9 protein-coding genes and 2 rRNA genes are annotated in these 13,908 nt (G+C 66.5%); all 11 read right to left on the reverse strand.

Translation table 11 applies throughout. The annotated features are described in order from the left end of the window. Positions 1-906, reverse strand: a complete 906-nt coding sequence (gene xerD / locus ATC03_RS12380; RefSeq protein WP_067877491.1) for a site-specific tyrosine recombinase XerD — start codon at positions 904-906, stop codon at positions 1-3. Between the two features lie 10 nt (positions 907-916). After that, on the reverse strand, positions 917-1,612 hold the full coding sequence (locus ATC03_RS12385) for an NUDIX domain-containing protein (RefSeq protein ID WP_067877494.1): 696 nt from the start codon (positions 1,610-1,612) through the stop codon (positions 917-919). Beyond that, the gene (locus tag ATC03_RS12390) at positions 1,605-3,311 is read right to left on the reverse strand and encodes a CTP synthase (RefSeq protein WP_067877496.1); all 1,707 of its coding nucleotides are present in this window, start codon (positions 3,309-3,311) and stop codon (positions 1,605-1,607) included. Before ATC03_RS12390 ends, ATC03_RS12385 begins: the two co-directional genes overlap by 8 nt. A 123-nt stretch (positions 3,312-3,434) precedes the next feature. Next, a complete protein-coding gene (gene recN, locus ATC03_RS12395; protein WP_067877499.1) occupies positions 3,435-5,141 on the reverse strand; it encodes a DNA repair protein RecN in 1,707 nt (568 codons plus the stop codon). After that, positions 5,134-6,048, reverse strand: a complete 915-nt coding sequence (locus tag ATC03_RS12400; protein ID WP_152030950.1) for an NAD kinase — start codon at positions 6,046-6,048, stop codon at positions 5,134-5,136. The genes recN and ATC03_RS12400 overlap by 8 nt, the downstream gene beginning before the upstream one ends. Then, positions 6,045-6,854, reverse strand: coding sequence for a TlyA family RNA methyltransferase (locus tag ATC03_RS12405; RefSeq protein ID WP_067877505.1), 810 nt, complete (start codon positions 6,852-6,854; stop codon positions 6,045-6,047). Before ATC03_RS12405 ends, ATC03_RS12400 begins: the two co-directional genes overlap by 4 nt. Before the next feature lie 3 nt (positions 6,855-6,857). Then, the gene (locus ATC03_RS20610; protein ID WP_156997157.1) at positions 6,858-7,022 is read right to left on the reverse strand and encodes a hypothetical protein; all 165 of its coding nucleotides are present in this window, start codon (positions 7,020-7,022) and stop codon (positions 6,858-6,860) included. A 45-nt stretch (positions 7,023-7,067) separates the two neighbouring features. Further along, a complete protein-coding gene (locus tag ATC03_RS12410) occupies positions 7,068-8,099 on the reverse strand; it encodes an HAD-IIA family hydrolase (protein WP_067877507.1) in 1,032 nt (343 codons plus the stop codon). Between the two features lie 3 nt (positions 8,100-8,102). Next, positions 8,103-10,175, reverse strand: coding sequence for a primosomal protein (locus tag ATC03_RS21000; protein ID WP_227820090.1), 2,073 nt, complete (start codon positions 10,173-10,175; stop codon positions 8,103-8,105). A 117-nt stretch (positions 10,176-10,292) separates the two neighbouring features. Further along, positions 10,293-10,409: ribosomal RNA gene (gene rrf / locus ATC03_RS12420) — 5S ribosomal RNA — on the reverse strand. A gap of 241 nt (positions 10,410-10,650) precedes the next feature. Continuing rightward, positions 10,651-13,756 (reverse strand): 23S ribosomal RNA (locus ATC03_RS12425). Between the last annotated feature and the right edge of the window lie 152 nt (positions 13,757-13,908).

Genomic DNA, 13,908 nt, shown 5'->3' on the forward strand with positions numbered 1-13,908 from the left:
CTAGCGAGCGCGCGGGTGGGCCGACGTGTACATCTCCCGGAGTGTGTCAGCCGTGACGAGCGTGTAGATCTGCGTCGTCGCGACCGACGAGTGCCCGAGCAGCTCCTGCACGACGCGCACATCGGCGCCCCCCTCGAGCAGGTGCGTCGCGAACGAGTGCCGCAGGGTGTGCGGTGAGACGGATGCCGCGAGCCCCGCCCGTTCGGCAGCGCCGTGGATCGCCTCCCACGCGGCCTGTCGCGACATCCGCCGCCCGCGCACGCCGAGGAACAGCGCCGGGGTCGCGGCGCCTCGCGCCGACAGCATCGGACGCGCACGGACGAGGTACGCGTCGACCGCGCGTCTGGCGTACGAGCCGAGCGGCACGATGCGCTGCTTGCCGCCCTTGCCGAACAGTCGGATCACCTCGTCGTCGACGAGGTCGTCGACGTTCAGGCCGATCGCCTCGGACACGCGGGCGCCCGTGCCGTAGAGCACCTCGAGGAGCGCGGCGTCGCGCAGCCGATCGGCCTCCTCACCCGCCGTCGCGGCGATGAGCGCCTCGATGTCGGCCACCGAGATCGCCTTGGGCAGGCGCATCGGCAGCTTCGGCGGTCGCAGCTCCCTGCTGACGTCCGTCGGCAGCGTGCCCTCGTCGGCCAGGAAACGGTGCAGGCCACGCACGGCGGACAGCACTCGGGCGATCGACGAGGTCGCGAGCGTCGGCACGCGCTCGGCGCCGAGGAACCTGATGAAGTCGGAGAGGTCCTGCTCGGCGACAGCACCCGGTCCGTCGAAGCCGCGCGCCTCGAGCCAGCCCGTGTAGATCGCGAGGTCGCGTCGGTACGACGTGATCGAGTTGCGGGCGAGGCCGCGCTCGACGGCCAGGTGCCTGAGGTAGGCGTCGACCTCGGGCCGCGCGGTCACCGCTCTGCGCTCATCGCCGTGCGGCGTCCTCGGCAGCAGCGGCCTCCGCGCTCGTGCCGCGGCCGGGCGACCGGGTCGGCCACGGTGCGTCGGCCTCGCCGAGGCTCCGCCACCCGCGCGATCGCGACGCCTGCGCGGCGAGCACGGCGATGACGAGCGACGGGTTCTGCACCTGGCGCGCGAGCACGGCGTCGACGCACTCGTCGAGCGGCACCCACCTGGTCTCGATGTGCGCCTCTTCGTCTTCGCGTTCGAAGACCTCGTCAGACGGGCGGATGCCGCGCGCGAGGTAGATGCGCAGGGCTTCGTTGCTGCCGCCGGGCGTCGTCAGGAAGTCGGCGAGCACGGACCACTCGGATGCCTCGAGGTCGCCCTCCTCGGCCAGCTCGCGCTTCGCTCCCTCGAGGGGGTCCTCACCCGCGACGTCGAGCAGTCCCGCGGGGATCTCCCAGTCGCGGAGACCCACCGGGTGCCGGTACTGCCGGATCAGGAACGCGCGGTCCTCGTCGTCGAGCGCGAGCACCGCGACGGCGCCCGGATGGTCCATGAAGTCGCGCACGATCGGCCCGTCGCCGAGATCGAACGTCTCGCGCCGGATGTCCCACACGTGCCCTTCGAAGACGAGCTCGCTCGCCGAGACGGGCACGACGACCCGTTCATCGGCGAGCGGCTCGACCGCTCGATCGCCCGCGGGCGATTCAGGCATTCGCGTCGTCGAAGAGCAGGCTCGCCTTCTGACGGTCGAGGGAGGCCCCGACCAGGCCGCGGAACAGCGGGTGCGCGTCGTTCGGGCGGCTGCGCAGCTCGGGGTGCGCCTGCGTCGCGATGTAGTACGGGTGCACGTCGCGCGGCAGTTCGACGAACTCGACGAGGTGACGGTCGGGCGAGGTGCCCGAGAACACGAGGCCGGCCTCGGCGATGCGGTCGCGGTAGGCGTTGTTGACCTCGTAGCGGTGGCGGTGGCGCTCGGAGACGAGCGTCGAGCCGTACACCTCGGCGGCGATCGAACCCTCGGCGAGTGCTGCAGGGTAGAGGCCGAGACGCATGGTGCCGCCGAGGTCGCCGCCGGCGATGATCTCGACCTGCTCCTCCATCGTGGCGATGACCGGGAACTCGGTGTCTGGATCGAACTCGCTCGAGGAGGCGCCTTCGAGGCCTGCGACGTTGCGCGAGTACTCGATGACCATGCACTGCAGGCCGAGGCAGAGGCCGAGCGTCGGGATGCCGTTCTCGCGGGCGTAGCGCAGTGCGCCGAGCTTGCCCTCGATGCCGCGCACGCCGAAGCCGCCGGGCACGCAGATGCCGTCGAGGTGCGACAGGTGCTTGCTCGCGCCTTCGGGGGTGCGGCACTCGTCGGACGGGATCCACTCGATCTTGACCTTGGCGTCGTTGGCGAAGCCGCCGGCACGCAGCGCCTCGGTCACCGAGAGGTACGCGTCGGGCAGGTCGATGTACTTGCCGACGAGCCCGATCGTGACCTCGTGCTTGGGGTCGTGCACGACGTCGAGCAGGCCGCTCCAGCCCGACCAGTCGACCTCGCCGGCCTTGGCGTCGAGGCCGAGGGTCTCGATGATGTAGGCGTCGAGACCCTGGTCGTTCAGCATCGTGGGGATGTCGTAGATCGACGGCACGTCGACCGCGTTCACGACCGCGCCCTCGTCGACGTCGCACATGAGCGCGATCTTGCGCTTGTTCGCCTCGGTCACGGGGCGGTCGCTGCGGAGCACGAGCGCGTCGGGCTGGATGCCGATCGAGCGCAGCGTCGCGACGGAGTGCTGCGTCGGCTTGGTCTTCTGCTCACCGGAGGCGCCCATGAACGGCACGAGCGAGACGTGCACGAAGAACACGTTCTTGCGGCCGAGTTCGTGGCGCACCTGACGTGCGGACTCGATGAACGGCTGGGACTCGATGTCGCCGACCGTGCCGCCGATCTCGGTGATGATCACGTCGGGCTTCGGGGACTCGGTGGCCTGCAGCCGCATGCGGCGCTTGATCTCGTCGGTGATGTGCGGGATCACCTGCACCGTGTCGCCGAGGTACTCGCCGCGACGCTCCTTGGCGATGACGGTCGAGTAGATCTGACCGGTCGTGACGTTCGCCGCCTGGCTCAGGTCGATGTCGAGGAATCGCTCGTAGTGGCCGATGTCGAGGTCGGTCTCGGCACCGTCATCGGTGACGAACACCTCGCCGTGCTGGAACGGGTTCATCGTTCCGGGATCGACGTTGAGGTACGGGTCCAGCTTCTGCATGACCACGCGCAGCCCTCGCGCCGTCAGGAGATTGCCGAGGCTCGCAGCCGTGAGGCCCTTGCCCAACGAAGAAACGACACCACCGGTCACGAAGATGTGCTTGGTAATGTCGTTCGAATTGTCTGCGCTCGTCGGCGCCTGTCCGCGTTGTTCCACCACGGGCTTATAGTCTAAGCCACGTTTCTGCGAACTCGCCCCGACATCGTTCACCAGATCCCCCTTCGTCGCCGTCGGGCGCCTCCCGCCCGACGTCACCCCATCAGAACACTCGGTCGTCCGTCAGCTCGAGGTCGCCCGTTCCGCTGCCAGTTCGAGCAGTTCGCGCGCGTGCGCCAATCCGCTCTCGGACTCGGCGAGACCCGAGAGCAGACGCGCCATCTCGGCCTCGCGTTCGCCGCCCTCGAGGCGCCGCACGCTGGACTCGGTCACTCGCCCATCGGTGCCCTTGACGACGCTCAGGTGGTTCGTGGCGAACGCCGCGACCTGTGCGAGGTGCGTCACCACGATCACCTGGGATCGTTCGGCGAGTCGGGCGAGTCGCCGTCCGATCTCGATCGCTGCGGCGCCGCCCACGCCCGCATCGACCTCGTCGAACACGAACGTGGGCACGGGGTCGGTGCCGGCGATGACCACCTCGATCGCGAGCATGACGCGCGAGAGCTCGCCGCCCGAGGCACCCTTGGACACTGAGCGGGGCTCGGCGCCCGGATGCGGCTGCAGCAGGATCGTGACCTGGTCGCGCCCGTGCACCGCCGGCTCGTGCTCGGAGTCGACGGTCACCGTGAGCCGGGCGTCGGGCATCGCGAGTGCCGCGAGTTCGACCGTCACGGCGGTCGCGAGCCGGCCCGCGGCGTCGGTGCGGAGCTCGCTGACCCGGGTCGCGAGACGATCGACGACGACGGCACCTTCGTCGACGGATGCCGCGAGCTGCTGGATGCGCTCGTCGTCGCCGTCGAGCTCGACCAGCCGCAGCCCTCCGGTGCGACCGAAGTCGAGCACCTGGTCGAGCGTGGAGCCGTGCCGCCGCACGAGGGAGGTGAGCAGCGCGCGCCGCTCCTGCACGATCTCGAGCTCGCGTGCGCCGTCGGCGTCGAGGCTCGCGAGATACGCGCCGAGTTCTGCGGCGGCATCGGCGAGCAGGAACCCGGCGTTCTGCAGGGCCTCGGCGATCGGCGCGAGCGCGGCATCGTGCTCGACGACGCGTTCGAGGTGTCGCTTCGCGCCGTCGACGAGGGTGACCGCGTCGGGTGCGTCGTCGACGATCTCGTCGGCGGAGACGAGCATGTGCGCCTGCGACGCCGCGAGTCGGAGGTCTTCGAGGTTCGAGAGCCGATCGGCCCGCTCGGCGAGTTCGACGTCTTCGCCGGGCTGCGGGTCGGCCGCCTCGATCTCGTCGAGCGCTTCGCGCAGCAGCACGGCCTCGCGCACCCGCTCGTCGCGGGCGAGCGTGAGTCGTTCGAGTTCGGCCGCGTCGGCGTGCCAGGCGGTGAACGCGGTGCGGTAGTCGGTGAGCGCGGCCAGCAGTCCGGCGCCGGCGAATCGGTCGAGCGCGTCGCGCTGGGCGACGGCGGAACGGAGACGCTGCTGGTCCGCCTGCCCGTGCACGACGACGAGCTCCTCACCGAGTTCGGTGAGGACGCCCACCGGTGCGCTGCGGCCGCCGACGACGGCCCGGCTGCGACCCTCGGACGACACCGAGCGCCCGAGCAGCAGCTCGCCCGCCTCGATCTCTCCGCCGGTCTCGGCCACGCGTTCGGCGACGGGGCCGTCCTCGGCGACGAGCCAGCGGCCCTCGACCCAAGCCTGTTTCGCGCCCGAACGCACAGCGCCCGCGTCGGCCCTGGCACCGAGCAGCAGCCCGAGCGCGGTGACGACCATCGTCTTGCCGGCACCGGTCTCGCCCGTGACCGCCGTGAAGCCGGGGCCGAGCGGGAGCGTCGCCTCGGCGATCACGCCGAGGTCGCGGATGCCGAGTTCGTCAATCATGGCCCACCGGTCCTCGCCAGCCCGTCACGGGGAGTTGGAACTTGTTCACGAGTCGATCGGTGAACGGCGCCTCGTGCAGCCGTGCGAGGCGCACCGGCACGGGCGATCGCCGCACGACGACCCGCGCACCGGCCGGAAGGTCGAACGTGCGCCGCCCGTCGCACCAGATGACGGCGGACGCCTCGGTACGACGAAGCACTTCGACGGCGAGCGACGAGTCGGCCGCCACCACGAGCGGGCGGGCGAAGAGCGCGTGCGCACTCAGCGGCACGAGGAGCAGTGCCTCGAGACCGGGCCACACCACCGGACCGCCGGCGGAGAACGCGTAGGCCGTCGACCCGGTGGGGGTGGACATCACGACGCCGTCGCACCCGAACGACGAGAGCGGACGACGATCGACCTCGACCACGACCTCGATGAGCCGCTCGCGGTCGGCCTTCTCGACGGAGACCTCGTTGAGCGCCCAGCTCTCGAACACGGTCTCGTCGTCGATCTTGGCCCGCACCGCGAGGGTCATGCGTTCTTCGACCGTGTAGTCGCGGGCGAGCGCCCGCTGCACCGTGTACCCGAGGTCGTCGCGCTCGCTCTCGGCGAGGAAGCCGACATGACCGAGGTTCACGCCCAGCAGCGCGATCGGATGCTCGCGCACGAGCTCGGCCGCACGGAGGATCGTGCCGTCGCCGCCGAGCACGATGACGAGTTCGATCAGCGCCGGATCGGTCTCCTCGAGTCTGGCCACCCGCCCGTTGAGGTCGGGCACGAACTCGTGCACGTCGGACCACTGCTCGTTCGCGATCACGGGTACGGCGCCCGCCGCGATGAGCTGGGCGCAGACGTCGCCGGTCGCCTCGAGGGCGTTGCGACGGCCGGTGTGCGAGACCACGAGGAAGTGCCGTGCATCGTTCACGTGGTCGTGTCTCCCGTCATCTGCTCGACCTGCCGCATCCATTCTGTCGGATTGACCCCGCGCGCGGCATCGAGGTGCACGAGGTACTCGTGGTTTCCGCGAGTGCCCGCGATTGGGGAGGACGTGACGCCGACCGTGCCGACGCCCAGGTCGTACGCGGCCCAGAGCACGCCGGCGACGGCCTCCGACCTCAGCGCCGGGTCGTGCACGATGCCTTCGCGCACGCCGGCCCGCCCCACCTCGAACTGCGGCTTCACGAGCAGCACGAAGGAGGCGTCGTCAGCGGCCGTCGCGACGAGCGCGGGCAGCACGGTCGTCAACGAGATGAACGAGAGGTCGGCCGTCACGAGTGACGGCGGCTCCCCGACGCCCGAGAGCGCCGCCAGCGAGGCGCGATCGAGCGACCGCACGTTGCATCCCTCGACGAGGACGAGCCCGGGCGCGCCGAACAGTTCGGCCGCGAGCTGACCGTGGCCGACATCGACGGCGAGCACGGTTCGGGCGCCGCGCTCGAGGAGCACCTGGCTGAACCCGCCGGTGGAGGCGCCCGCGTCGAGCACGACTCTGCCGGCCGGGTCGACGGCGAATCCGTCGAGCGCCGCGATGAGCTTGTGCGCGGCGCGCGAGACGTAGTGATCGGATGCCGCGACCTCGACGGCCTGTTCGTCGTCGACCTTCGTGGAGGGCTTGACGGCGGGCCGCCCGTCGACGGTGACGAGACCGGAGGCGATGAGCGTCGCCGCGTGCGTGCGCGAGCGCGCGAGTCCGCGTTCGGCGAGGGCGGCATCGAGACGTCGAGAGGCCATGCGTCAGTCGGACTGCCGAGACGGGTCGGAGTGCTCGAGCTCGGTGCGCAGGCGTTCGGCCAGAGCGAGGTAGGCTCCGGCGCGTTCGTCGAGCGGCAACGCCTCGATCGCATCGACCGCGTCGCGGGTTTCGTCGGCCACGTCGAGCCGGCCGTCTTCAGTGCTCACGCGACCACGCTACCCGAGCCCACCGACGACGCGGGGATGCGGGCATCAGCGGTACAGCGTCGTCGGCACGTCGAGCACGTGGATGGACGTGCCCGAACGCCAGATCGCCGCGCAGGCGGCCCGGAGCAGGTCGAGGCGGCGCTCCCCCGCGGACTCGATCACGACGCGCCGGCCGTCGACGCGCACGCGCGCGCTGCCCACGCGGATCGCGCCGCGAACCTCCTCGGTCGCCGGATACGGCAGGTGCAGCTCGCGAAGGTCGCCGATGATGAAGTCGGGTCGGCTCGCGGCGTCGGCAGCGAGCACCTGCTTCGCGAGATCGATGCCCGTGAGCACGAGCACGCTGGTCATGCCGGCCCGATTCGCTCCGAGGATGTCGGTGTCGAGGCGGTCGCCGACCATCAGGGGTCGTTCGGCGCCGAACCGACGCTTGGCCTCGTCGAAGATCGGCGTCTCGGGCTTGCCCGCGACGAGCGGCAGCCGGCCGACGGCCGTGTGCACCGCGGAGACGAGGGTGCCGTTACCGGGCGCGATGCCGCGCGCCACCGGGATCGTCCAGTCGGTGTTCGTTGCGATCCACGGGATCCCCGGGGTCTCTGACCCGGGGCCGCCGTTCGCGTTCAGCGCGAAGGACGCCTCGGCGAGCTCCTTCCAACCGATCTCGGGGGTGAACCCCTGCACGACCGCGTCGGGCGCGTCGTCGGCCGAGCGCGTGATGCGGTAGCCGCGCTTCTCGAGCTCGACCACGATGCCCTCGCCGCCGATCACGAGCACGAGCGCGCCGGGATCCACCTGCTCGCCCAGCAGGTGCATCGCTGCCTGCGGCGAGGTCACGACGTCGTTCGGCACCACGGTGAGACCGAGCTCCGAGAGGTGCGCGGCGACGGATGCATCGCTTCGCGACGCGTTGTTCGTGATGTAGCCGACCGGCACTCGCTCCCTGGCGAGGTTCAGGCTCTCGACGGCGTGCGGAATCGCTCCGGCGCCCGCATAGACGACCCCGTCGAGGTCGGCGAACACGGCATCGGCGCCATCGAGCGGAGCAGCCGCCTCAGCCTTCTGACGAAACAGCCCCACGGATCAGGCCTTGTCCTCGTCGCCTTCGGCGAGCACAGCTCGCACGTCGTCCTCGAGCACTTCGCCGGGGTCGCCGAGATCCTCGGGCTCGTCGTCCGGCGCCTCAACGGCCGCGGTTTCGTCCTCAGCCGCGTCGTCCTCGACCACGTCGCCGCGGCCCGATTCAGCGGAGGCTTCGTCGTCCACAACCACATCGGTCGACGAGTCGGATGCCGCGGGCTCGGGCGTCTCGTCGTCCAGTCCGGTCTCGTCGTCCAGTTCGGGCTCGAGCTCCACCTCGTAGATCTCGACGAGATCGAGCTCGGGTCCGCCGAGCGCCTCCTCCGCGCGAGCGGCACGGGCGCGCCAGTCGGCGGCATCCGTCGAACGTCCGAGCTCGTCGAGCACCTCGGCGTAGGCCGAGAAGAGCGCCGGGCTGTACGAGAACGCCCGATCGGGGTCGAGCTGCGGGATCTCGAGCTCGGAAAGGGCCAGCTCGGGCTGCTCCAGGTCGAGGCGCGCGCCCGACATCGCGATCGCGAGGCCGACCTGCACCGCGGCCGGCAGCTCGGAGCGGTCGACCGCGCGTCCGACCTCGAGTGCACGGTCGGGGCGACCGACGCCGCGCTCGCTGTCGACGAGCAGGGGAAGCTGATCGTTGCTGCCCGAGATGCGACGGTACGTGCGCAGTTCGCGGAGTGCCAGGGCGAAGTCGCCCGTCGCATACGCCGTGATCGCCAGTGTCTCGCGCACCACGGCCACGCGGCCCGCACGGCGGCCGGCGGAGAGCGCGTGCTGGTGCGCCAGCTCCGGGTCGTCATCGAGGTACATGGATGCCGCGACGAGGTGTCGTGCGACCCAGTCGGCGTTCTCCTTGCTCAGCGTCTTGAGCTCCGCGCGAGCGCCCTTGTCGAGGTCGCGGGGTTCGATCGTGTCCGGAATGAACGGGTCGTCGTGCCGAGGGCGGATCGCCAGGCTCGAGGCGCCGTCGCTCTCGCGGCGGTAGTCCTCGCGAGGTGCGCCGGAGCCCCGACGGTCGTCACGGTCACCGTAGGAACGGGCTGCGCCTTCGCGCTTCTCGTACGGACGCTTGTTGCCATCGCGGTCACCGTAGGAACGCGGCGCACCCTCCCGCTTCTCGTACGGACGCTTGTTCCCATCGCGGTCACCGTAGGAACGCGGCGCACCCTCCCGCTTCTCATACGGACGCTTGTTCGCAGCGCGATCACCGTACGAACGAGGAGTGCCTTCGCGCTTCTCGTACGGACGCTTGTTGCCATCACGGTCACCGTACGAACGCTGACCGCCATCACGGTCACCGTACGAACGCGGCGCACCGTCACGCTTCTCGTACGGACGCTTGTTCCCATCGCGATCGCCGTGCGAACGGGGCGCGCCGTCACGCTTCTCGTACGGACGCTTGTTGCCATCACGGTCACCGTACGAACGCTGACCGCCATCGCGGTCACCGTACGAACGAGGTGCACCGTCACGCTTCTCATACGGACGCTTGTTCGCATCGCGGTCACCGTACGAACGCTGCCCGCCATCGCGGTCACCGTACGAACGCTGCCCGCCATCGCGGTCACCGTACGAACGCGGCGCACCCTCCCGCTTCTCATACGGACGCTTGTTCGCATCGCGATCACCGTAGGAACGAGGTGCACCGTCACGCTTCTCGTACGGACGCTTGTTGCCATCGCGGTCGCCGTGCGAACGCTGCCCGCCATCACGGTCACCGTACGAACGAGGTGCACCGTCACGCTTCTCGTACGGACGCTTGTTCGCATCGCGGTCGCCGTGCGAACGCTGCCCGCCATCACGGTCACCGTAGGAACGCGGCGCACCGTCGCGCTTCTCATACGGACGCTTGTTCGCATCACGGTCACCGTACGAACGCTGCCCGCCGTCGCGCTTCTCGTACGGACGTCGATCGCCCGAACTGCTCGAGCGCTGCCCGTCGCGCGATCCCGCGCTGGTCGATCTGGGAGGCTTCGAGTCGTTCGCGCCACGTCCGCCGCTCTGCGGTCGCCCTTCGCCGCGGGGGGCGCTCTTGCGCGCCTCTCCCCGGTTGGTTTCGTCGTTCGTGTCGCTCACGATCATCCCGTCATCTATGCAGTTCGTCGTCACTCAACCGTACTGTCCCGCATCTGGGTGGTTGGTGTGTTAAATGCAGGAAGGCCACCCGTTGGGGTGGCCTTCCTGGTAATGGTTGTCCGGCGGTGTCCTACTCTCCCACAGGGTCCCCCCTGCAGTACCATCGGCGCTGCGAGTCTTAGCTTCCGGGTTCGGAATGTGTCCGGGCGTTTCCCTCGCGCTATGGCCGCCGAAACTCTTGCCACAACCGGCACCATCCCTGGGGGGTGGTGGGTGTGTAGTCTCGGTGAACCTCATCGGTGCGTGTGCTGGTGCCGGCCCGGTGGTCCGGGGGCGCCTGCTCAGGCACGATGGGTGTCGTGTGTTGAGTTGTGTGTTTGTGTTTCCGTCTGTTGGGAACCACAGAGTGGACGCGAGTCATCAGGCCACACACACGCCTTTTACGTGAATGAACACTTTCGTGTGTGTGTAGTGAGGTTTCAAGTTATCGGCTTATTAGTACCGGTCAGCTCCGACAGTCGTTAGTCCTGTCTTCCACATCCGGCCTATCAACCCAGTCGTCTGGCTGGGAGCCTCTCCCCCAATGGGGATGGAAATCTCATCTTGAGGCCGGCTTCCCGCTTAGATGCTTTCAGCGGTTATCCATCCCGAACGTAGCTAACCAGCGGTGCTCCTGGCGGAACAACTGGCACACCAGAGGTTCGTCCAACCCGGTCCTCTCGTACTAGGGTCAGATCCTCTCAAATTTCCTGCGCGCGCAGAGGATAGGGACCGAACTGTCTCACGACGTTCTAAACCCAGCTCGCGTACCGCTTTAATGGGCGAACAGCCCAACCCTTGGGACCTACTCCAGCCCCAGGATGCGACGAGCCGACATCGAGGTGCCAAACCATGCCGTCGATATGGACTCTTGGGCAAGATCAGCCTGTTATCCCCGAGGTACCTTTTATCCGTTGAGCGACAGCGCTTCCACAAGCCACTGCCGGATCACTAGTCCCGACTTTCGTCCCTGCTCGACCTGTCAGTCTCACAGTCAAGCTCCCTTGTGCACTTACACTCGCCACCTGATTGCCAACCAGGTTGAGGGAACCTTTGGGCGCCTCCGTTACTTTTTGGGAGGCAACCGCCCCAGTTAAACTACCCACCAGGCACTGTCCCTGAACCGGATCACGGTTCGAAGTTAGATATCCAGAGTGACCAGAGTGGTATTTCAACAATGACTCCACCAACACTAGCGTGCCAGCTTCACAGTCTCCCACCTATCCTACACAAGCCACACCGAACACCAATACCAAGCTGTAGTAAAGGTCACGGGGTCTTTCCGTCCTTCTGCGCGTAACGAGCATCTTTACTCGTACTGCAATTTCGCCGAGTTCGCGGTTGAGACAGCTGGGAAGTCGTTACGCCATTCGTGCAGGTCGGAACTTACCCGACAAGGAATTTCGCTACCTTAGGATGGTTATAGTTACCACCGCCGTTTACTGGGGCTTAAATTCTCAGCTTCGCCTTGCGGCTAACCGGTCCTCTTAACCTTCCAGCACCGGGCAGGCGTCAGTCCGTATACATCGTCTTGCGACTTGGCACGGACCTGTGTTTTTAGTAAACAGTCGCTTCCCACTGGTCTCTGCGGCCCTGCAGCGCTTCCCCAAGCAAGTTGGTTCACGCCTTAGGCCCCCCTTCTCCCGAAGTTACGGGGGCATTTTGCCGAGTTCCTTAACCACGATTCTCTCGATCTCCTTAGTATTCTCTACCTGACCACCTGAGTCGGTTTGGGGTACGGGCGGCTGGAACCTCGCGTCGATGCTTTTCTCGGCAGCATAGGATCACCCACTTTTTATCCGCATCGTGTCTCAGCCATCATGAGCGACGGATTTGCCTATCGCTCGGCCTACGCACTTGCCCCGGGTCAACCATCGCCCGGGTTGGGCTACCTTCCTGCGTCACACCTGTTAATACGCTCACTCCACCAGATGGGGTCGCATGCCGCCTCACGATCGTCCCCGAAGGGATCCACGCGTCTTGGGATGCTTAGCACTCCTGATTTCATGTGGGCGGTTCTTCGCCGGTACGGGAATATCAACCCGTTGTCCATCGACTACGCCTGTCGGCCTCGCCTTAGGTCCCGACTTACCCAGGGCAGATTAGCTTGACCCTGGAACCCTTGGTCTTCCGGAGGACGGGTTTCTCACCCGTCTTTCGCTACTCATGCCTGCATTCTCACTCGTGTGGCCTCCACGGCTGGTTTCCACCGCCGCTTCACTGCCCACACGACGCTCTCCTACCCATCAACACGGCTGGACCACGAAGGCCTACCTGTAATGTCAATGCCACAACTTCGGTGGCGTGCTTGAGCCCCGTTACATTGTCGGCGCGGAATCACTTGACCAGTGAGCTATTACGCACTCTTTCAAGGGTGGCTGCTTCTAAGCCAACCTCCTGGTTGTCTGTGCAACTCCACATCCTTTCCCACTTAGCACGCGCTTGGGGACCTTAGTTGGTGGTCTGGGTTGTTTCCCTCTCGACGATGAAGCTTATCCCCCACCGTCTCACTGCTGCGCTCTCACTTACCGGCATTCGGAGTTTGGCTGACGTCAGTAACCTTTTAGGGCCCATCGGCCATCCAGTAGCTCTACCTCCGGCAAGAAACACGCAACGCTGCACCTAAATGCATTTCGGAGAGAACCAGCTATCACGAAGTTTGATTGGCCTTTCACCCCTATCCACAGCTCATCCCCTCCATTTTCAACTGAAGTGGGTTCGGTCCTCCACGACGTCTTACCGTCGCTTCAACCTGGCCATGGATAGATCACTTCGCTTCGGGTCTAGGACCTGCGACTGAATCGCCCTATTCAGACTCGCTTTCGCTACGGCTGCCCCACACGGGTTAACCTCGCCACAGATCACTAACTCGCAGGCTCATTCTTCAAAAGGCACGCTGTCACACCTACAAGGGTGCTCCAACGGTTTGTAAGCAAACGGTTTCAGGTACTATTTCACTCCCCTCCCGGGGTACTTTTCACCTTTCCCTCACGGTACTTGTCCGCTATCGGTCATCTGGGAGTATTTAGGCTTATCAGGTGGTCCTGACAGATTCACGCGGGATTTCTCGGGCCCCGCGCTACTTGGGATACCTCTCCGGCCGGCCAGGCATTTCGACTACGGGACTCACACCCACTCCGGTCCGCCTTTCAATGCGGTTCGTCTATACCTGACGCGTCACCGTGACTGCACGGCAGTACAGTCCGAAAGGTCCCACAACCCCGACCATGCAACCCCTGCCGGGTATCACACATGGCTCGGTTTAGCCTCTTCCGCGTTCGCTCGCCACTACTTACGGAATCACGGTTGTTTTCTCTTCCTGTGGGTACTGAGATGTTTCACTTCCCCACGTTCCCTCTACCCGCCCTATATATTCAGGCGGGAGTCACCAGGTCACCCAAAGGGCCTGGCGGGGTTTCCCCATTCGGAAATCCTCGGATCACAGCTCGTTTATCAGCTCCCCGAGGCTTATCGCAGATTACGACGTCCTTCTTCGGCTCCAGATGCCAAGGCATCCACCGTTTGCTCTTAGAAACTTGAAATCACATGAGTTCGATCGAATTCGTATCCGACACCGAAGTGCCGGAGAAATTGACCAGTGAACACACCAAACAACACCCCGAAGGATGCCATTCAATGCGATTCACCTTTTGTGAAACAGGACAAAGTCCTGCTTCTAAGATGCTCGCGTCCA

Origin of the sequence: Agromyces aureus (assembly GCF_001660485.1) — a bacterium.
In the GTDB taxonomy this organism is placed as follows: domain Bacteria; phylum Actinomycetota; class Actinomycetes; order Actinomycetales; family Microbacteriaceae; genus Agromyces; species Agromyces aureus.